Origin of the sequence: Halobaculum sp. MBLA0143 (genome assembly GCF_041361465.1) — an archaeon.
Classification (GTDB): Archaea; Halobacteriota; Halobacteria; order Halobacteriales; family Haloferacaceae; genus JAHENP01.
Window position 1 is genome coordinate 139,148 of sequence record NZ_JBGKAC010000002.1, and the last position, 18,515, is coordinate 157,662.

The following is an 18,515-nucleotide window of genomic DNA, read 5'->3' on the forward strand; positions in this document are numbered from 1 at the left end:
GGAAACAACCAACAGTGGGTCGATGAGTCAATCAGCACGAGACTGGTTCCCCGAGGCGTTGGACCTCGACCCACTCGACCAGAACGCTCGCGACGTCGAGCCGATGGACGAGAAGTTCGACTACGCCGAGGAGTTCCAGAAGTTGGATCTCGACGCGGTGAAGTCGGACCTGGAAGAACTCATGACGGACTCGCAGGAGTGGTGGCCGGCCGACTACGGCCACTACGGCCCCCTGTTCATCCGGATGGCCTGGCACAGCGCCGGCACCTACCGGACGAGTGACGGCCGCGGCGGCGCCGCGGAGGGCGCCCAGCGGTTCGCCCCGCTCAACAGCTGGCCCGACAACGCCAACCTGGACAAGGCGCGACGGCTCCTGTGGCCGGTCAAGCAGAAGTACGGCCGAAAGCTGTCGTGGGCGGACCTGATGATCCTGGCGGGCAACGTCGCCTTAGAGTCGATGGGGTTCCAGACGTTCGGCTTCGCCGGCGGGCGCGAGGACGCCTTCGAGCCGGAGACGGTCGACTGGGGCCCGGAGGCGGAGTTGGACACACAGGACCGCTTCGAGGAGGCCGGGCAGATCGAGGAGTCGCTGGGGGCGTCCGTGATGGGGCTGATCTACGTCAACCCCGAAGGGCCGGACGGCCAGCCGAGCCCGGAGCTGTCGGCGAAGAACATCCGCCAGACGTTCAGCCGGATGGCGATGAACGACGAGGAGACGGTGGCGCTGATCGCCGGTGGTCACACGTTCGGCAAGGTCCACGGTGCAGACGACGCCGACGAGAACCTGGGCGACCCGCCCGAGGAGGCCCCGATGGAGCAACAGGGGATGGGCTGGGAGAACGACCACGGCAGCGGCAAGGGCGGTGACGCGATCACCAGCGGAATCGAGGGCCCCTGGACCCAGTCGCCGACGGAGTGGGACACGGGCTACCTCGACAACCTCCTGAACTACGAGTGGGAGCCGGAGAAGGGTCCCGGTGGCGCGTGGCAGTGGACACCGACGGGCGAGGAGTTGGAAGACTCCGTCCCGGACGCACACGACGACGACACCGTCACGCCGATGATGCTGACGACGGACATCGCCCTCAAGCGCGACCCCGACTACCGGGAGGTGATCGAGCGGTTCCAGGACAACCCGATGGCGTTCGGTATCTCCTTCGCCAAGGCCTGGTACAAGCTCACTCACCGAGACATGGGGCCGCCCTCGCGGTTCCTCGGCGACGAGGTGCCCGACGAGGAGATGATCTGGCAGGACCCGCTGCCGGACGCGGAGTACGACCGAGTCGGCGACGAGGAAGCCGAGGAGCTGAAAGAGGAGATTCTGTCGACGAACCTGACCGTCCAGGAACTCGTCAAGACCGCGTGGGCGTCGGCGTCGACGTACCGCGACAGCGACAAGCGCGGCGGCGCCAACGGCGCCCGAGTCCGGCTGGAGCCCCAGAAGAGCTGGGAGGTCAACGAGCCGGAGCGGCTGGCTGGCGTGTTGGACACGCTCGGCGAGGTGCAGGCGGAGTTCAACGCCTCGCGCGAGGACGACGTGCGGGTGTCGCTGGCAGACCTGATCGTCCTCGGCGGCAACGCGGCCGTCGAGCAGGCCGCTGCCGACGCGGGCTACGACGTGACCGTCCCGTTCGAGCCCGGCCGTGTCGACGCCGAGGCCGAGCAGACGGACGCCGACTCCTTCGAGGCGCTGAAGCCGACCGCGGACGGCTTCCGCAACTACGTCGCGGACGACGCCGACAAGCCCGCGGAGGAACTGCTCGTCGACAAGGCAGACCTGTTGGACCTGACGCCGCAGGACCTGACCGCGCTCGTCGGCGGGATGCGCGCGCTCGGTGCGACACACCAGGGCAGCGACATGGGTGTGTTCACCGAGGAGCCGGGCACGCTGACGAACGACTTCTTCCAAGAGCTGCTGGGGATGGACATCGACTGGCAGCCGGTGACGGAGGCCCGCGAGCTGTTCGAAGGGTTCGACCGCGAGACCGGTGAGCTCCGGTGGGAGGCGACCCGCGCGGACCTCGTCTTCGGCTCGCACTCTCGCCTGCGGGCTATCGCCGAGGTGTACGGCGCCGAGGACGGCGAAGAACAGCTCGTCGAGGACTTCGTCGACGCCTGGCACCACGTGATGACGCTGGACCGCTTCGACCTGGAGTAGTCGCAGCAACGGGCCTGGCGACTCTCGTCTCTTTCGTACGGTAGCCACGAACCGCTGTTCACGCCGAGAGACGCTCCGAAACGTACTTGACCGGACCGAACGTTCGTTCAGTTGCCGGGAACGCTCTCTCTCACCCCATCACGCTTCCCGGCGACCGACTAGAGTCACCCCACGACGCCACGTCGTCGCGCGCCGGGACACGGCCGCGACGGCGGACGCCCGCGGCCGGACGGAACACGTCCGCCAGGGCGACGGCGCTCTCTCTCGGACGATACCCACTCAGTCGTCACTCGGCGCCGGACGCGCGTCACTGCCAGCGTCACGCGACCGCCAGGCGCCCTGGAGGTACGCACCGAGGAACATGCCAGCCAGCGCCCAGAGAATGGTGACGTTGCCGACGCCGAGGCTGGCGTACGCGGCGCCCGGGCAGATCCCGGACAGCCCCCAGCCGACGCCGAACACGACGCCACCGACGGCGACGTTGCGGTCCATCGACTTCAGCCGGCGGCCGTACGTGTCGCCAGTGAGCGGCGCGGTGTCGCGGAGTCGCGGGACGACGACGAAGACGACGGCGGAGACGGCCGCCGCCCCGCCCATCACGAACACGAGCCCGAGGTCCTCGAACTGGAGGAAGTCCAAGACGACCTCCGGGCGGGCCATACCGCTGTAGGCGAGTCCGAACCCCTGGATCAGCCCGCCGAGAACGACCGACGGGTAGAACGCGGGGTGACGGTCCGTCACGGCGACACCCCCGAGGCGGCGACGACGGTCGCGGTCAGGATCGCCACGCCGACGAACAACACGACGTTGACGAGCGACGTGCGCGACCGCGACCCCAGCCCACAGACGCCGTGACCGGCGGTACACCCCTTCCCGATCCTGGTGCCGACGCCGACGAGCACACCCCCGACGAACAGCCGCCACGGCTGGACGGCGGTGGTGAACGCGCCGGGGTCCAACACGAGCCCCCAGATCGCGCCGCCGGCGACGACGCTGGCCGCGAACACGACACGCCAGTCGCGGGAGTCGACGAACCGCGGTCGTTGGAACCGCGACCGATCGGAGACGTACGACAGCGTCGTCTCCAGGAACGTGCTGTTGCCGGGAACGATCGCCGTCGCGGCGTAGACCACGGCGATCCCGCCCGCGACGAGCAGGCCGCCGACGGCGTACCGCGTCACGCCGTTCGGGAACGACCCCGTCCCGCGTGCCAGCGCGTCGATGCCGGCCTGCGCGAGCACTGCCGTCACTGTGCCGTCACCCCTCGCCGCGTGTCGCTTCGAGTCATCTGTGTCTGTCTCGGTGCTGATGTGCAATAAGGCTTCACATCTGCAACTCTCTTCGGCCGTTTCTGGATCTCACTTGACCTCTTACAGGTCTTGAGCGCCACATACCGGAGATATTGGGTACTGTAGATTAGTGGAAACTGTACAAGACAGTCGACAGTGTTTTGATCCCAGGGCCGGAACGGGGAGGTGTGAGCTCCACAGTCGACGCGACGGAGACGCTGGACGTACAGGGGAAGAACTGTCCGATGCCGGTCGTCGAGACGAAGCAGGCGGTCGGTGGCCTCGACGTGGGGGCGGTGTTGGAGGTGGTCGCCACGGATCCCGGTAGCGTGAGCGACATCGCCGGCTGGGCGGAGTCGACCGACGACGTCGAACTCGTCGATCAGACCGAGAGTGACGGGGTCTACCGCCACTTCGTCCGGAGGACGTGACGTGAGTACCGACACACCGACAGGTGAGTCAGGTGCCGAGGCGGGCGCGGCCGGCGAGTCGACCCCGAGCCGGGCGGAGCTCGCCGCTCGCGTCACCGAGCTGGAGACGGAGTTGGCGGAGGTGCGCGAGGAGGCGGCCGCGGCGAAGGCCGCGAGGGAGGACAGCCAGAAGGTGGTGATCGTCGCCACGGACGGCACCCTCGACGGCGCCTACCCGCCGTTGATCCTGGCGTCGACGGCGGCCGCGTTCGGCTACGACGTGACCGTCTTCTACACGTTCTGGGGGCTGGAGGTGCTCCACGAGGAGCACGCCGGCGACCTCTCGCTGTCGCCCGTCGGCAACCCGAACCTCGGGGTGCCGGACGCAGTCGGGATCCTGCCGGGCGTCGACGCCGTCGCCACCCGGATGATGCGCCGGAAGATCGACGCCGAGAACGTCGCCACCGTGGCGGAGCTGATCCAGACCTCGCTCGACACCGGAGTCGACCTCCAGGCGTGCCAGATGACGATGGACCTGTTCGACTACGAGGAAGACGACTTCTTCGACGGGGTCACGACCGGCGTCGGCGCCGCGACGGCGTTTCAGGAGATGGCCGACGCCGACGTGCAACTGCTCGTCTGAACCGTTCCGCCGGTCGCCCTCGGGGTCGTCGTCGGTCGCAGTCGTCGTCGGTCGTCGTCGGTCGCAGTCGTCGTCGGCCGCCACGGACGCCAGTCGGGGACTGCGACGGCTCAACTTCTGCTTGAACTGGGGAGACGGCCCGGAGACGGTCGTAAACCTCCGCGTAACTATATTCTTATAGTCCTTGGGACCATCGTGACACGGAGACAGAACACGACGGGCCGGGGGCGGTGATCGTGAACGCGAAGGCCGTCTCGGCGTTGTTCGCGGCGGCAGCCGTGACGGCGACGCTGGGGGCAGGGGTGCTGTGGTCGCCGTCGCCGATCGATCGTCGTCTCGCGGAGCCGTACGGTCTCACCGCGGACACGCTCGTCGTCGTGATTCTCCTGGCGGTGTTGCTCGCGGTCGCGGTCGCGGTCACGAGAGAGAGGCGTCGGTGACACACGCCGACGGCGAGTGGGGGGGCGTCAGTCGTCCGCGAGCGAGCCCTGGCTCGCGGCGCAGTTGTTCGGGCCCAACTCCAGTTGGAACGCTTCCTCGTCGTCCGTCTCGCGCTGGCCGAGGTTGGTGGCGATGATCTCCTCGTAGTTGGCCGGCCGCGGCGGCATGTCCGCAAGGACGGTGTCCACGAAGCGGCCTTCGTCGTACGACAGCGGCGCCATCGCGTCGACGAGCTCACCCAGACGGGCGGTGTAACTGCCGTCTGCGGCCGGCGTCGCGTCGTCCCCGACGTGTGCGCCGCCGATCAACAGGTCGTCGTCCGACGGGAGGATCCGTTCGTGGAGCGTCTCGTACAGCTCGCGGGCGGCCTCCGGGGCACCGTCGTCTCCCTCCTCTAAGTCCGGTCGAGCGACGCTGTCGACGAACAGCCCGTCGCCGGTCGCCAACAGCGAGCCTCCCACGAGGTAAGACGTCATCCCGGAGGTGTGACCGGGCGTGTGGCGGGCCTCGATCTCGGCGTCGCCCACGGCGAAGCGGTCGTCGTCTGCGGCGGTCGTCACGGCGCCGGTGTAGGTGATCCCGCGCGGGACGGCCGCCTCGGGGATCACGCCCGTCACGTCCGTCTCGCTCGTCTCGGAGAGGTCCCTGACGCCGCTGACGTGGTCCGCGTGGACGTGGGTGTCGAGGGCGTACTGGAGGTCGGCGTCCGACGCGGCGACATCCGCGAGGTAGCGGTCGGTGAACGCTCGCAGCGGGTCGATCACGGCCGCCTCTCCGTCGGAGACGAGGAGGTAACCCAGGCAGCCGGAGGAGGGCCGCTGGTACTGGTACAGCGTCCCCGGACCGTCGTAGCGCGTCACCTCGTGACGCTCGTAGATCTCTGCCCACCCTTCCATCCCGTCGGCGAGGCCGACGACCGCCCGGCCGGCGGCGGCGAGTTCGCCGGCGACGTACCGGCTGGCGTACCCCTTGGCGCACAACACCACGAGCGGATCGCCCGTCGGCACCTCCGCGAGCAGCTCCTCGTCGACCGTCTCGCCGACGAACTCGTAGTACGGGACGTTCTCGACCTCGACGCCCGGTCCGCCGAGATTCCACTCCTCGAAGTCCGCGGGGCTGCGGGCGTCCAACACGGTCACTTGCTCTCCGTCGTCGATCCGTCGCTTCAGTTCCGTCGGCGCGAGCGTCTCCGCCTCGACCGGCGGCGTCGGGAAGTCGTCCTGATTCACGGCTACGACACAGTCGACGACGCGTGCACTTAGGAGTTGTGTATCTTCTGCAATACTCTCAGATTCGACGTGAGTGTGCGTGGTGTGCCCACGTCGTGACACTCCGGACGGGCCGGACCGTGTCGCTCTTGCACGCGGCGTTCTACGATTCGCTGTGAACCAGACAGCAGTTCTGCACGGAGTGTTCGCCGTCCTGCTCGTAGCCGGAATTCTCGTCCAACAGACGCCCCTGCGGGTCGGGCTGATCGGACTCGGCGTCGTCTGTTTCGTCGCCGGCATCGTCCTCGCCCGCCGCGACGACGACGGCGGTGCCGCCGCCGCAGAGTGAAGACGAGCCGACGAACGGTCGAGATGGGTGGGAAGAGCCCCGTCGGTCGGCGACTCCGTGGAGTAGCACGCCCGACGGTCGGCTGGGGAGGATTCGAGGGGCCGACCCCCGGGCACGACGAACTTGTAGCCGCTATACAATAATCGTCCCGCGGTCTGCCGTCGCGGGTGCACGGTCAGTCGTGTGCAGTCCGTGAGCCTCCGACCGGGTCGTGTCGGCGGTCGCCCGCTCACTCCCCGGGGAGGCGAGTCGTGACGAGTGTCGTCACCGCGAGCACCGGACGCGTGGGCGTCGCGGCGACGACCCGACAGTCGTCGTCTCCGCTTCGGTCGACGGCGACACTGTCAGTGTCCGTCTCTCTCACGTTCGACGTTCCCGAGTTCGGGGCAGATTGAGCGTTTCCCAGCCCGTCGAGGCGTTCGCCCGGTAGGACAGCTACAGTCGGACACCGACGGCTTCAGTGCGTCGTGGTCTCCGTGGACCTCGTACCCACGTCGTTGCACGCCTCGCTCAACTGGAGGTGTCACACTGTGAGCTCCTGTGAGATCACGATTGTCTCGGAGGGGGTGTGTACGACTGCCACTCGGAGTCGATCACCCTCCTGGACCGGACAGCCGTCGTCCTGGTCACCCGAGAGCCGGAGTTGAAACGACTCGCCAACTTCGAACGCGTTGTCAGTGTGGTCTCCGAGAGGGCCGATGTTCCACTCCTCCTGATCGAAAGGGTGTCCCTTGACGAGAATAGAACTGTCACCGTTCACGAAGTTCTCGTCGTCGAGCTGATCGCCGCCGTAGCTGTAATCCGCTGGCAAGTTCACCACACGTGCTCGCTGTCCACAGGCATCGGTAGCGTCGACGACGATTTCGATGTTACTCACCTGGACAGGGTCACCGCCCTCGTGTGTCACTGTCAGGATACCGCCGGCGCCGCCGTCGGCTGGGTCGACGTCCCCACTCGATTGGGCGACGAACGGCGGCTCGGTGTTCACGTCGTTGCCGAAATCGAGCGCGAAGGCGGAGATGGTCGCAGCGAGAATCACAACGATTGCCACCAGTAGGATCACCGAGACGACTGGTGACACGCCGCGGTTCTTCATGTGTACCGGAGTACGCTCTACCTTTGTGTAAGCTTGGCGAATGACAGTACGCAAGAACTTTGCGGGGTGTATTCGGTCTCGATCACCGCCGCTCTGCAGATCCACTCCAGTGTTCGGCGGTCGAAGGACTCTGTAGCGAGCCACAGGCGTGCTCACTCGAAGTCGAGAGCTGGGCAGCCCGAGGTGTGTGACAGCTCCTGCCGGTCGAGTGTCTCAGTCCGACTCGACGCGGTCGAACGGGTCGGCCTCTCCCGACTGTGCGGCCCACAACGAGGCGTACTCGCCGGAGGCGGCCAGGAGTTCCTCGTGGGTGCCGCTCTCGACGATCTCACCGTCGTCCAACACCACCACTCGGTCGGCGCTCTCGACGGTCGAGAGCCGGTGTGCGATGACGAACGCGGTTCGATCCGCGATCAGTCGGTCGACGCCGGACTGGATCTCCTCTTCCGTCTTGGTGTCGACGTCGCTGGTCGCCTCGTCGAAGACGATGATCGCCGGATCGTTCAACAACGCACGGGCGATGGCGAGCCGTTGGCGCTGGCCGCCGGAGAGCTTCACCCCTCGCTCGCCGATCTGTGTGTCGTACCCGTCCGGCAGTTCCCGGATGAACTGGTGGGCGGCGGCTGCCCGGCTGGCGGCGACGATCTCCTCGCGGTGTGGCGGCCGGTCCGACGAACTGGCTCTGCTCGACTGCCCCGGCGCCGTGTCGGACACGCTGTCCGTCTCGGCTGCCAGTATCTCGTCGTCCGTCTCGGCGGCAATCTCGTCGTCCGTCTCGGCGGCCAGTATCTCGTCGTCGCCGTACGCGATGTTCTCTGCGACGGTGCCGGAGAACAGGTACGGGTTCTGTTCGATCACCGCCACTTCCCCGCGCAGGCGTTGGAGGTCGTACTCCCGGACGTCGACGTCGTCGACTGTCACCTGGCCCGCGTCGGCGTCGTGGAACCGCGGAACGAGCTTGACCAGCGTCGACTTCCCGGCACCGGTCTCGCCGACCAAGCCGACTGTCTCGCCCGGCTCCACGTCCAACGAGACGTCGTGGAGCACCGTCTCGTCGTCGGTGTAGCCGAACGAGACGTCCTCGAACGCGACGGCACCCTCGACCGTCGCCGGTCTGTGTGGGTCCGTGGGGGTCGTCAGCGTCCGTTCTCGCCCGAGCAGGCCGAACACGCGCTCGGCACTGGACTTGGCCTGTTGGTACTTGTTGGCCGACCGCCCGATCCGGCGCATCGGCGAGTAGAGCCGACGGAGGTAGAGGAAGAACGCCGCGAACGCACCCGTCGAGACGAGCGCCTCCCCCGGAGCCGACGTGACGATCGACCGCCCACCGAGGTAGAGCACGATCACGAACACCACGCCGGTGGTGAACCGGAGCGCCGCGAAGAACGCTCGCCGGAGACGGAGCGCACCCACCTGCTCGTCGTGGTACGTCTCACTCTGTGCCTCGACACGGCCGAGTTCGAAGTCGTAGCGGTCGAACGCCTTCACCACCGCCACGCCGCCGAGGTTGTTCTCCAACCGAGCGTTGAGTCGGCTCACGGTCTCCCGGATCGACTTGTACCGGGGCTCGATCGCCCGGAGGAACAGGGCGCTCGCGATCCCGACCAACGGCACCGGCGCGAGCGCGACCAGCGCCAGCGTCGGCGAGTAGTACCACAACACCGCCGAGATCCCGCCGACGGTGGCGACGACTCGGATCGCCTGTCTGAACTCCGTGTTGAGGAACTGCTCCAGTCGATTCACGTCGCTGTTGAGGATCGACATCATCCCGCCGGTCTGGTGGTCGGCGAAGAACCCCATCGACAGCCGTTGGAGGTGGTCGTACGTGTCGTTCCGGAGGTCGCGTTGGACCTTCTGTGCCGACGACTGTAGCAGGTACCGCGAGCCGAACCGTGCAACCGATCGTAGCAGATACGCGAGCACGGCGATCACGACCAGCCGTTCGAGCAGCATCAGTCGGGCGCTCTCCCCGACGATCGCCGCACCTGGAAGTAACCCGACGTCCGCGAGCAGTCCCGGACTGCCGGTTTCGAGCACGATCCGGTCGATCGCCGTCGCGACGACGATGGGCGGGATCAGCCGCGACACCCGAGTCACGATCGCCGCGAGGATCCCGATCGACAGTCGTGGCCAGTACCGCGTCGCGTACCGGAGCAGACTGACCATCGGGTGGCCGTCGACGTTCTCCCGGACGTTCTCGAAGCCGCCGTGGCCGTCACTCACGCCCAGTCACCTCCACCCGAGCTGTTCCACTCGACCCCACCCCACTGCCGTCTCGTAGCCGTCGCCGGCCAGGCTGTCGCGTCTCTCACCGAGATCTGTGTTCGGCGTCTCGGCGACGAAACAGTTGTGATGTCGGCACGCTGTGTGGTGGGGACGAGTGCGTGGCCGTTCGTGACCGTCGGCGGCGACGTGGCGACGCCCGTGGTGGAGTCGTGAGTGTCGTCGTCCGGCGGTGACGGCTACTCTCGTGCCGCTGTGACGGCCGCACACACCGCGTCGGCGACGCCGGCGACCGCCGACTCCCAGTCGTCCGGGAGGTCACCGCCCCGCTTCGGTGGGTCGATCGCCAGATCGACCGGCTCGTAGCGGACGCGAGAGTCCGAGTCGGCGGCGCGTCCGCCGACGAACTCCGCGTTCAGCCGCTTCGACGACACACCGCCACGAGCGAGGTCGTAGTACCCAGTGAACAACTGGACGACGATCACCGTCGCGGCGTCGACAGTCCCCTCGTGGAGGTGACGGAACAGCTTCGCGGTGTTGTCCGCCGGGTCCGCGCGGCGCCACTCCAGTTCGACCAACACCCGCGTGTCGTCGTGAGAACCGGCGACGTCGACCGGCGTCGACGCGGCCGTTACCTCCGTCGCCCAGTCGTACGCCGCCGCACGACTCCGCAGCTCCTCGCAGAGTCGCACCTGGACGCGATTTGCCGTCTCACCCACGGGAGGACGCCTCTACACTGACGGATGGCGGTTGTCGACTTGTAACTGCCGTCCCGACGGGGCCGACCGCTCGCTGTCCGTCGTCACTCCGGGCCGCAGATTCCTCACGGTCGAACCTGAAGAACTATGACCCAGCGACACGTTATCACGTCGCATGGAAGCAGCGCGACTCCACGAGTACACCGACGACGTGTCGACGGGGCTGTCGATCGACGAGGTCGACGCGCCGCAGGTGACGGACGGCTCGGACGTGATCGTCGAGGTAGCGGGGGCGGGGTGGTGCCAGACGGACAACCACATCGTCGAGGGGATGTGGGAGTCGTACGTCCCGCAGCCGTTGCCGATGACACTCGGCCACGAGAACGCCGGGACGGTCGTCGAGACCGGTGACGACGTGAGGACCGTCTCTGAGGGAGACCAGGTCGTCTGTCACCCGGTTCAGACGTGCGGCACCTGTCGGTACTGCCGGCAGGGTGAGACGATGTACTGCGAGAACGACGCGTTCAACGGGCTGACGACGGACGGCGGCTTCGCGGACCTGTTGGCGACGGGCGAGCGGTCGGTCGTGCCGTTGCCCGACGGTGTCGACCCTGTCGCGGTCGCCCCCCACGCCGACGCGGGGATCACCGCCTACCACGCAGTCAAGAAGGCCGTCGGCGCGCTCGTCCCGGGCGACACCGCGGTCGTGATCGGTGTCGGCGGACTCGGCCGCATCGGCCTCCAGTGTCTCGACGCCACGAGCGCCGCAGACATCGTCGCCGTCGATGTCAAGCAGTCCGCCCGCGACCTCGCCGCCGATCTCGGTGCCGACGCGACGGTCGACCCGACGACGGCGGACGTAGCCGACGAGATCAGCGCCCTCACCGACGGTCGCGGCGCGACGCAGGTGTTGGACTTCGTCGGATCGGACGAGACCACCGCGCTCGCGCCGGACGTGTGCGCTCCCGGCGGCGACCACCACGTCATCGGCTACGGCGGCCACATTCACGAGCCCGCCCAGGCACTCGTCGACGGGGAGTTCGCCTACCAGGGCAACATCGTCGGTCGGTACACCGAGCTTCGGGAGTTGGTCGCGCTCGTCGAGCGAGGGGACGTGAGCCTCCACACGAGCCGCTACGACCTGGGCGAGGTCAACGAGGTCGCCGAGCGGCTGGAACACGGGGAGATTGACGGACGAGCCGTGATCACACCGTAGGGCGGAGAGTCACACTCACCCGTCGCGTCACTCTCGGCCGCCCGTCACCTCACTCCCTCACGCCCGCTTCCCTCACTCCTCTCCGTCCGTCGCTCCCTCAAATACCTCGATCCTCTCGGCCGCGTCACTCGCCCGTTCTCGCGCCGTCTCCACGTCATCCGCGTCCGCCACGGCGACTGCCATCCGGCGGCCGTCGTAGGCGTCGGGCTTCCCGAACAGCCGCACGTCGACGGCGGGGTCGGCGAGTGCGTCGTCGACGCCGTCGAACTCCGGCAGATCGATCGATTCGTCGGCGACGACCGCCGCACTCGCGCCCGACTGCTCCAGCTCCACCTCGGGGATCGGCAGCCCGAGGATCGCCCGGAGGTGCAACTCGAACTGATCCAGCGACTGGGTGGCGAGCGTGACGAGCCCGGTGTCGTGTGGTCGGGGCGACAGCTCGCTGAACGACACCTCGCCGTCGGCGACGAAGAACTCCACGCCGAAGATGCCGTGGCCGCCGAGGCCGTCGGTCACCGCGCGGGCCATCTCGCGGGCGTCCGCCAGCGCGTCGTCGGCCATCGGGTGTGGCTGCCAGCTCTCGCGGTAGTCGCCGTCGACCTGGCGGTGGCCGACGGGCGGGCAGACGGTCGTCTCGTCGCCGTGCCGGACGGTGAGCAGCGTGATCTCGTAGTCGAGATCCACCAGTTCCTCGACGATCACGCGACCGGTGTCCGAGCGGGAGCCCTCCGTCGCGGCCGTCCAGGCGGCGTCGACCTCCGACTCCTCGCGGACGACCGACTGGCCCTTACCCGAGGAGGACATCGTCGGCTTCACGACCGCCGGGAGCCCGATCTCCTCAACCGCGTCCCGGTATGCCGATTCGGAGTCGGCGAAGCGGTAGTCGCTCGTCGGGACGCCGACCTCCTCGGCGGCGAACTCCCTGATCCACTCGCGGTCCATCGTCAGCCGGGTCGCCTCCGCGGTCGGGACCACGTCGTACCCCGCCGACTCGAGCCGTCCGAGTTCGTCCGTGGCGACCGCCTCGATCTCGGGGACGATCAACGCCGGGTCTTCCGCCTCGACGACGCGCCGGAGTTCGTCGGCGTCCGTCATGTCGATAGTGTGAGCGCGGTGGGCGACCTGCATCGCCGGCGCGCCGTCGTAGCGGTCGACCGCGACCGTCTCGACACCGAGCCGCTGGGCCGCCGACAGGAGTTCCTTCCCGAGTTCGCCGCTGCCGAGCAACAGGAGGCGCGTCGCGTTCGCACCGCCGGGCGTCCCCAACGGGCCGTGGTGGAGTGTCACAGGGGAGTCTCGGCGGGAGCCGATATATGTTCGACGGTTCCCGCGTCGGGCCGACACGCGCGTCGCTCGCGCTGCTTCGACCGACGAAGAGAGGATACTTACTCTCGGCGAGTCGAGTGTCCGCGTGAACTACACGGCCGTCTTCCACGCCGTCGCCACTGTCACGGTCGCCGCCGGCTTCGTCTTCCTCTCCGGCGACGCGCGACTCGTCGCGTTCGGTGTCGGCGGGGTGTTGTTCGTCGCCGGCGTCGTCACCGCACGACTCGACGTCGGAGACGCCGAAGCCAGGTGAGCCGAGAGCGGGGCCGACGGCAGCCGACGTGCCGTCGCCGAGCCGCCGACACCGGTTACTCGTAGCCTCCGCCATCGGTGTCGTCTCCCCACTGTCGATCACGGAGGCGGTGTCGCCGCGGTGTCGGGGTCGGCGTTCGGGGCGGGCCGGTTACGCTCGAGTCCCGTACGCCGCGAGTGCAGCCCGGTCGCGTGCGGCGTTCGACCGACCCGACAGCCCGAATCTGCCGTAGTTCACACGAGGGAGGGGCTCAGTAGCCGAACACGTCCACGACGGTCCCGTCCGCGTCTCGGATCGTCGCCGTGTCGCCGTCGTTGTTCCAGACGAACCCTCTGTCCCAGTTGAGCGTGAGCGCCGCCGACGGTGCGGTCCCGGCGGGCGTCTCGTTCGTCGTGACGACCGCCCGCTCGCCCGCTGCGAGCGTCGCCGACGGGAAGGTGAACGTCTTGTCCGTCTCGTCTGACAGCGTCCACCCGTTCAACGCGACCGGCTCCGTTCGGTCGTTGCGGACGACGACGTACTCGTTTTCTCCGTCCACCTCCTCGATCGACACCGCGGCGGTGAACAGCTCGGGGAACGTCGTCGTGTCGAAGTTCGTCGTCGTCGGGGTGAAGGCGTCGCCCGTGTTGTTCTGGTCGTCGAAGACCTGTGCGTCGTCGAACCGGAAGCCGACGCCGAGAGAGTCGGCCACCGCGTTCAGATTCGCCGTCTGGTCGAAGTCGTTGGAGTCGGACTGGTCGACCAACACCACGACACCGCCGTTCGAGACGAACGACGACAGCGCCGACAGTTCCGTGCTGGTGAACGCAGACGGCGACGTGACGACCAGTGCGTCCGCTCCCGACAGGTCGGTCGTCGCTTCGACCGTGTAGCCCGCCCCCTCGGCGAGCCCCTCGAACGTGGAGAACTTGTCGAGTGTGTAGAACTGACCGTGGCTCTCGTCCCACAACACCGTTCCGTCGTCGACGTACTCCTCCAACAGGTTGAGCACGAACGACTCGTTGCCGACTGCCGAGAAGTCCGTGCCGTCTTGGAGGAACGGAGCCGTGATCCCGGCGACCGTCCCCGACCCGGTCGTCTCGACCGCGACGAGCGGAATCTCGTCGTCCGTGCCCGGGTCGTCGTCGTACGGATCGACGGCGTCGCCGTTACCGTCGCTGTCGCCCACTCGTGCCGTCGGCTCCGAACGGACGGCGACGATCGAGTCGTCCGTCAGCGCCCGGTCTGCGTCGTCCGCGCCGGTGTCCGCGTTCAGGAGTGCAGACCCGGAGTCGAACACCAACCGATCGATCACACCCGTCCCCGGGCCAGGCGTGAACGCGGTGAACAACCCGTCCGGGCCGGGGAACGCGGTCGTCGTCGGGAGCGTCTCGTCCCCACCGAGGTTGTTCGTCCCGTCGGTCACCGCGTTCGTCGTGAACCCGACGTCCGCGCCGAGGTCGGACACGAGCGCGTCGAAGTTCGACAGTGCCTCGGTGTCGGCCGCCGAGCCGATCAGCAGTACCGCACCGCCCGCGTCCGCGAAGTCGGCCACGACCTGCCGTTCCGCGTCGGTGAACGACTCCGTCGGCGTCGTGACGATCAGTGCGTCCGACGCCAGATCACCGTTCGCCAGCAGTTGTGGGCCGGCGTCGTCGGTGAGCGTGTTGGTGCCTTCCAGCGCGATGCTGCCAGTGTCGTCGGCCCCGTCCGGCTGTCCCTCCAGGTATCGCTGGTAGTACGCGACGTCCTCGCTCGACAGCCCGAAGTCCGCCCCGAACTGACCGTGACCGCCGTCGATCACGACCCGGTCGGTGAGCCCGCCGTCGGCGAGCCGATCCAACAGATTCGTGACGAACGGGTACACCTGGGTCCCGTCGTTCGTCGGCTCGCCGTCGCCCGTCTCGCTCGGTTCGAACCCTTCGTCGATCAGGGGGCCACCGACGGCGGCCACCCTGGCGTCGTCGTCGAACGCGGCCAACGGGTCGCCCGCCTCGCTCTCGACGGCGGTCGTCCCGCCGGAGACAGCGACCGGCTCCGGGAAGAACAACGTCGAGACCGGATCGTCACCCGACTCGGGCACACTCCCCGGGTCGGACAACTGCCAGATCCCACTGCCGTTCGCCTGTGCCTGGTTCTCCGCGTCCCAGTAGTCGTCGTGTCGGGCGAACCCGGAGGAGTAGACGCGTGCCCAGCCGTCCGCGACGATCTCGCGGTTGTACACGTCCCCGTTCGGCAGTTCGAGGAAGCCGAGCAGCCGACCGAAGTCACCACGAACCGGCTCGTTCGGGTCGAACGAGAGTGTCACCGTCTCGTCGGCCAGGTCGTCTTCGGCGTACGCCGTGGCCCCCTGGTCGGCGATACTGCCGCCGTCTTCGGCGAGTGCCTTCAGATCGCTCGCCTGGTCGGGGGTGATCCCCTCGTACTCCACGATGCGTTCGTCCGTATCGCCGGTCTCTGGCGTGTCGATTCCGACGATCCGGACCGTGTCCGACGGGGTGTTCAGGAAGTTCTGGAACTCCACGTTGACGGTGTCGCCGTCCGTCACCTCCGTCACCGCCACCTCGTACTCCTGTGTCGGATCGATATCGATCCCCAGCCCGGAACGGTCGTCGAACAGTCTCGGGAACCGATCCGTGTTGAACGCAGTCGTCGTCGGGACGAACGATGCGCCGGTGTTGTTCTCGTCGTCGAGCACCTGGTCGTCGTTGAACCGGAACGACACGTTCAGTGCCTCCGCGATCTCGTTGAGGTTGTCTGTCGCGTCGAAGTTCCTGAAGTCCGACTGGTCGTGGAGGAACACCGTGCCGCCGGCGGCGACGAACTCGGAGAGTGCGTCCAACTCGTCGGTGGTGAACCCGTCCGACGGTGACGTGATCACGACTGCGTCGGCCGGGTCCGGTTCGGACAACACTGCTGTGAGGTCGTCCCCCTCCTTCCCGTAGCTGTAGCCGTTATTTTCGGCGTACGTGGCGAACGACTGGAAGTCGTCGCCGCCGTTCGGGGACAACGAGTAGAACTGTCCGTGACTCTCGTCGTGGACCACCGTCCCGCTCCCACCGAGCAGTTCGTCGAACGCGTTGAGGAACAGTTCCTCGTTGCCGAAGTCGCCGAACCGAGTGTCGGACGCGACGAACGGCCCGGTGACCGCGAACACGTTGCCGTCGAGAGCCGCGATCGGGATCGGCGTCCCCTCCGGGTACGACACTGCGTCGCCGTCGCCGTCTTCGTCGACGTTGGTCGCCGTCGGCTCTGCCGTTGCGACGATCACCGAGTCGTCGGTCAGCGGCTCGCCGGTCGCTCCGTCGCCACTGTCGTCGTACGAGGCTAGGAGACTCGACACGGAGTCGAGCTGCAGCGGCTGGATCGGGTCGGTCACCGGCTGCGTGGGGCCGGACCCACCGGCCGGCCGGTCGGCAGTCGCCCTGATCGTCACGTCGACGTCGAACTCGCCGGTGTCGAGTCCCGTCGTGTCGAGGAACACACCGACCGAGACGGCCTCACCGGTCCCCAGTTCGACTGCGTTCGCCGCCGTCAACGGCGTGTCTGCGCTCTCGGTGAACAGTTGGAGTCTCCCGTCGCCCAGTGAGTCGTCTGTCACCTCGGTGAACAGGAACACGGGCTGTGTCCCCTGGTTCCGAACACTGAGTACGTCGTCGAAGGTGTACCGAGAGTCCGTACCGACGCCGTCCCCCAGTCCGCCCTCCCCGAAGTCGATCCGTGCCGTCCCGCCGTCCGTCTCCACGTACGCGCCGTTCTCGTCTCCCGGCCGGAGTGCCAGGAGTGCGTCGCCGTCGTCCGCCGTGGAGACGTTCACACTACGCTGTGCCGTTACAGTCGTGAAGGCGCCCGTCCCGAACACGAGGCCACCGCTGGCCGCCGCGCCCAACCCGAGCATCGTTCGTCGTTTCATGGTAGCCGCGATCTCTCGACCGCGTCTCACCACTCGACCGGGTGTTACCTCGTTGTGTGCCGCCAGAAACATCTCACGTCTCGGTTGAACGTTCGAAATCTGTTCAATACCTATATAGAGTGGTGTGAAACACATTCACATCCGAATCCAACTCGTCGTGAAGTCGACACTCCTGCCGACGGCTCAGTCCGCCCGTGGCGGGTCCGCGTCGGGGGCGTTCTCCGTCCCGCCCGAACCACGCCCGACGAGCCGCCGGAGGCCGTCGGCGCCGAGATCGTCGGCCAGCACGATCGAGAAGCCGGCGGCGACGACTCCGAAACCGACGAGTGTGGTCGTGCCGACGGACTCCCCCAGGAGCGCCCAGCCGCCGACGGTCGACACCAACGGGACGACGTAGAAGACGAGGTTCGCCCGCTGTGGGCCGACGCCGTCGATCAGCGCGAAGTACGCGAGGTACGCGACCGCACCGGAGCCGACGCCGACGTACGCCACCGCGAGCAACGCCGTCGGACCGAACGTCGCGGCGGCGACGGACTCGCCGGCGGCGACGCTGGCGGCGTGTGACAGCAGCGCCGCCAACGGCACTCCCCACACCGTGCGGGCCGTGCTCGACAGCGTCGGCTCGGCCCACCGCAGCAGGACCGTCCCGACGGCGATGCTGACTGCGCCGGCCGCCAACAGCAACACGCCGCCCGCGTCACCCGTCAGCGCCGCCTCCGGTCCGGCGACGACGACGATTCCCGCCAGTCCCAGGAGCGTGCCGACGACACCCAAGAACGTCGGTCGGCCGTTCGGGAGCACCCACGCCGCGATTGCGACCGTGAGGATCGGGTTGAGGCTGAACACGATCGCTGCGACCCCGCTGGTCGTGGTCTGTTGGCCGAGGAACAGGAGGGCGTTCGTCAGCCCGACGACGAGCCCGCCGGTGGCGAGAATCCCGATCACGTCGCCGACGGTCTCCGGTCGAAGCTCCGACCGAGAGAGCCGGACGGCGGCGTAGCCCGCCAACACGGCCGCGCCGAGGTCGAACCTGAGCGCCAGGAACAACAACGGCGGGAGCTGTTCCAATCCGGCTTTCGCGGCGACGAACGTCCCGCCGAACAGGAGTGCGGTGACGGCGAAGGCTGCGAGACTGCGGCGACGCGACACTACCGAATCACCCGCCGAAAGCGCCGCTCTCGCCCGATCGCTCCGTCCGCCCGTGTCGTCTCAATCGGCGTCTCGCTCACGTCAGTCGTAGGGGCTACACGTACGTGAGTGACGCCGTGAACTGTTGCACGCGACGGCGACGTTGCGCGTCGTGACCGGATTTC

17 protein-coding genes are annotated in these 18,515 nt (G+C 67.8%); 7 read left to right on the top strand and 10 right to left on the bottom strand.

Annotated features, from left to right (window positions below):
• Positions 1 to 22 precede the first annotated feature (22 nt).
• Positions 23 to 2,158, top strand: coding sequence for a catalase/peroxidase HPI (katG, locus tag RYH79_RS16135; RefSeq protein ID WP_370901212.1), 2,136 nt, complete (start codon positions 23 to 25; stop codon positions 2,156 to 2,158).
• Between the two features lie 279 nt (positions 2,159 to 2,437).
• Here katG and RYH79_RS16140 read toward each other — a convergent pair whose 3' ends face one another.
• Positions 2,438 to 2,899 (bottom strand): DUF6691 family protein, encoded by a 462-nt coding sequence (locus RYH79_RS16140; RefSeq protein WP_370901214.1) that lies wholly within the window; start codon positions 2,897 to 2,899, stop codon positions 2,438 to 2,440.
• Positions 2,896 to 3,408, bottom strand: coding sequence for a YeeE/YedE family protein (locus tag RYH79_RS16145; RefSeq protein ID WP_370901216.1), 513 nt, complete (start codon positions 3,406 to 3,408; stop codon positions 2,896 to 2,898). The genes RYH79_RS16140 and RYH79_RS16145 overlap by 4 nt, the downstream gene beginning before the upstream one ends.
• Positions 3,409 to 3,692: 284 nt before the next feature.
• Between RYH79_RS16145 and RYH79_RS16150 the strand changes: the two genes are divergently transcribed.
• From RYH79_RS16150 to RYH79_RS16160, 3 genes are all read left to right on the top strand, one after another.
• Entirely contained in the window at positions 3,693 to 3,878 is a 186-nt protein-coding gene (locus RYH79_RS16150) for a sulfurtransferase TusA family protein (protein ID WP_370901801.1), read from the top strand.
• 1 nt (position 3,879) lies between these two features.
• Positions 3,880 to 4,500, top strand: a complete 621-nt coding sequence (locus RYH79_RS16155) for a DsrE/DsrF/DrsH-like family protein (RefSeq protein ID WP_370901218.1) — start codon at positions 3,880 to 3,882, stop codon at positions 4,498 to 4,500.
• Positions 4,501 to 4,736: 236 nt separating this feature from the next.
• A complete protein-coding gene (locus RYH79_RS16160; RefSeq protein WP_370901220.1) occupies positions 4,737 to 4,940 on the top strand; it encodes a hypothetical protein in 204 nt (67 codons plus the stop codon).
• Positions 4,941 to 4,967: 27 nt separating this feature from the next.
• Here RYH79_RS16160 and RYH79_RS16165 read toward each other — a convergent pair whose 3' ends face one another.
• A complete protein-coding gene (locus tag RYH79_RS16165; RefSeq protein ID WP_370901222.1) occupies positions 4,968 to 6,170 on the bottom strand; it encodes an MBL fold metallo-hydrolase in 1,203 nt (400 codons plus the stop codon).
• Between the two features lie 154 nt (positions 6,171 to 6,324).
• Here RYH79_RS16165 and RYH79_RS16170 point away from each other — a divergent pair, with 154 nt between their 5' ends.
• Positions 6,325 to 6,498: a hypothetical protein gene (locus RYH79_RS16170; RefSeq protein ID WP_370901225.1), complete on the top strand. Its 174-nt coding sequence runs from the start codon at positions 6,325 to 6,327 to the stop codon at positions 6,496 to 6,498.
• Between the two features lie 229 nt (positions 6,499 to 6,727).
• Here RYH79_RS16170 and RYH79_RS16175 read toward each other — a convergent pair whose 3' ends face one another.
• From RYH79_RS16175 to RYH79_RS16190, 4 genes are all read right to left on the bottom strand, one after another.
• Positions 6,728 to 6,862: a hypothetical protein gene (locus RYH79_RS16175; protein ID WP_370901227.1), complete on the bottom strand. Its 135-nt coding sequence runs from the start codon at positions 6,860 to 6,862 to the stop codon at positions 6,728 to 6,730.
• 159 nt (positions 6,863 to 7,021) lie between these two features.
• Positions 7,022 to 7,594: an archaellin/type IV pilin N-terminal domain-containing protein gene (locus RYH79_RS16180; RefSeq protein ID WP_370901229.1), complete on the bottom strand. Its 573-nt coding sequence runs from the start codon at positions 7,592 to 7,594 to the stop codon at positions 7,022 to 7,024.
• Between the two features lie 213 nt (positions 7,595 to 7,807).
• Positions 7,808 to 9,817: an ABC transporter ATP-binding protein gene (locus RYH79_RS16185; RefSeq protein WP_370901231.1), complete on the bottom strand. Its 2,010-nt coding sequence runs from the start codon at positions 9,815 to 9,817 to the stop codon at positions 7,808 to 7,810.
• 239 nt (positions 9,818 to 10,056) lie between these two features.
• Entirely contained in the window at positions 10,057 to 10,536 is a 480-nt protein-coding gene (locus tag RYH79_RS16190; protein WP_370901233.1) for a hypothetical protein, read from the bottom strand.
• A 154-nt stretch (positions 10,537 to 10,690) separates the two neighbouring features.
• On the opposite strand from RYH79_RS16190, the gene RYH79_RS16195 reads away from it, so the two are divergent.
• Positions 10,691 to 11,731, top strand: coding sequence for an NAD(P)-dependent alcohol dehydrogenase (locus RYH79_RS16195; RefSeq protein WP_370901235.1), 1,041 nt, complete (start codon positions 10,691 to 10,693; stop codon positions 11,729 to 11,731).
• A gap of 72 nt (positions 11,732 to 11,803) precedes the next feature.
• Here RYH79_RS16195 and purT read toward each other — a convergent pair whose 3' ends face one another.
• Entirely contained in the window at positions 11,804 to 13,018 is a 1,215-nt protein-coding gene (gene purT, locus RYH79_RS16200) for a formate-dependent phosphoribosylglycinamide formyltransferase (protein WP_370901237.1), read from the bottom strand.
• 124 nt (positions 13,019 to 13,142) lie between these two features.
• Between purT and RYH79_RS16205 the strand changes: the two genes are divergently transcribed.
• Positions 13,143 to 13,310 carry a hypothetical protein gene (locus RYH79_RS16205; RefSeq protein WP_370901239.1) on the top strand — a complete coding sequence of 56 codons (168 nt, stop codon included), beginning with the start codon at positions 13,143 to 13,145 and terminating at the stop codon, positions 13,308 to 13,310.
• A gap of 250 nt (positions 13,311 to 13,560) precedes the next feature.
• Here the strand turns inward: RYH79_RS16205 and RYH79_RS16210 are convergent, their stop codons facing one another.
• Complete coding sequence (locus RYH79_RS16210; RefSeq protein ID WP_370901241.1) at positions 13,561 to 17,202, bottom strand: DUF4350 domain-containing protein; 3,642 nt, start codon at positions 17,200 to 17,202, stop codon at positions 13,561 to 13,563.
• A gap of 183 nt (positions 17,203 to 17,385) precedes the next feature.
• A complete protein-coding gene (locus RYH79_RS16215) occupies positions 17,386 to 18,351 on the bottom strand; it encodes a DMT family transporter (protein ID WP_370901243.1) in 966 nt (321 codons plus the stop codon).
• Positions 18,352 to 18,515: the final 164 nt, after the last annotated feature.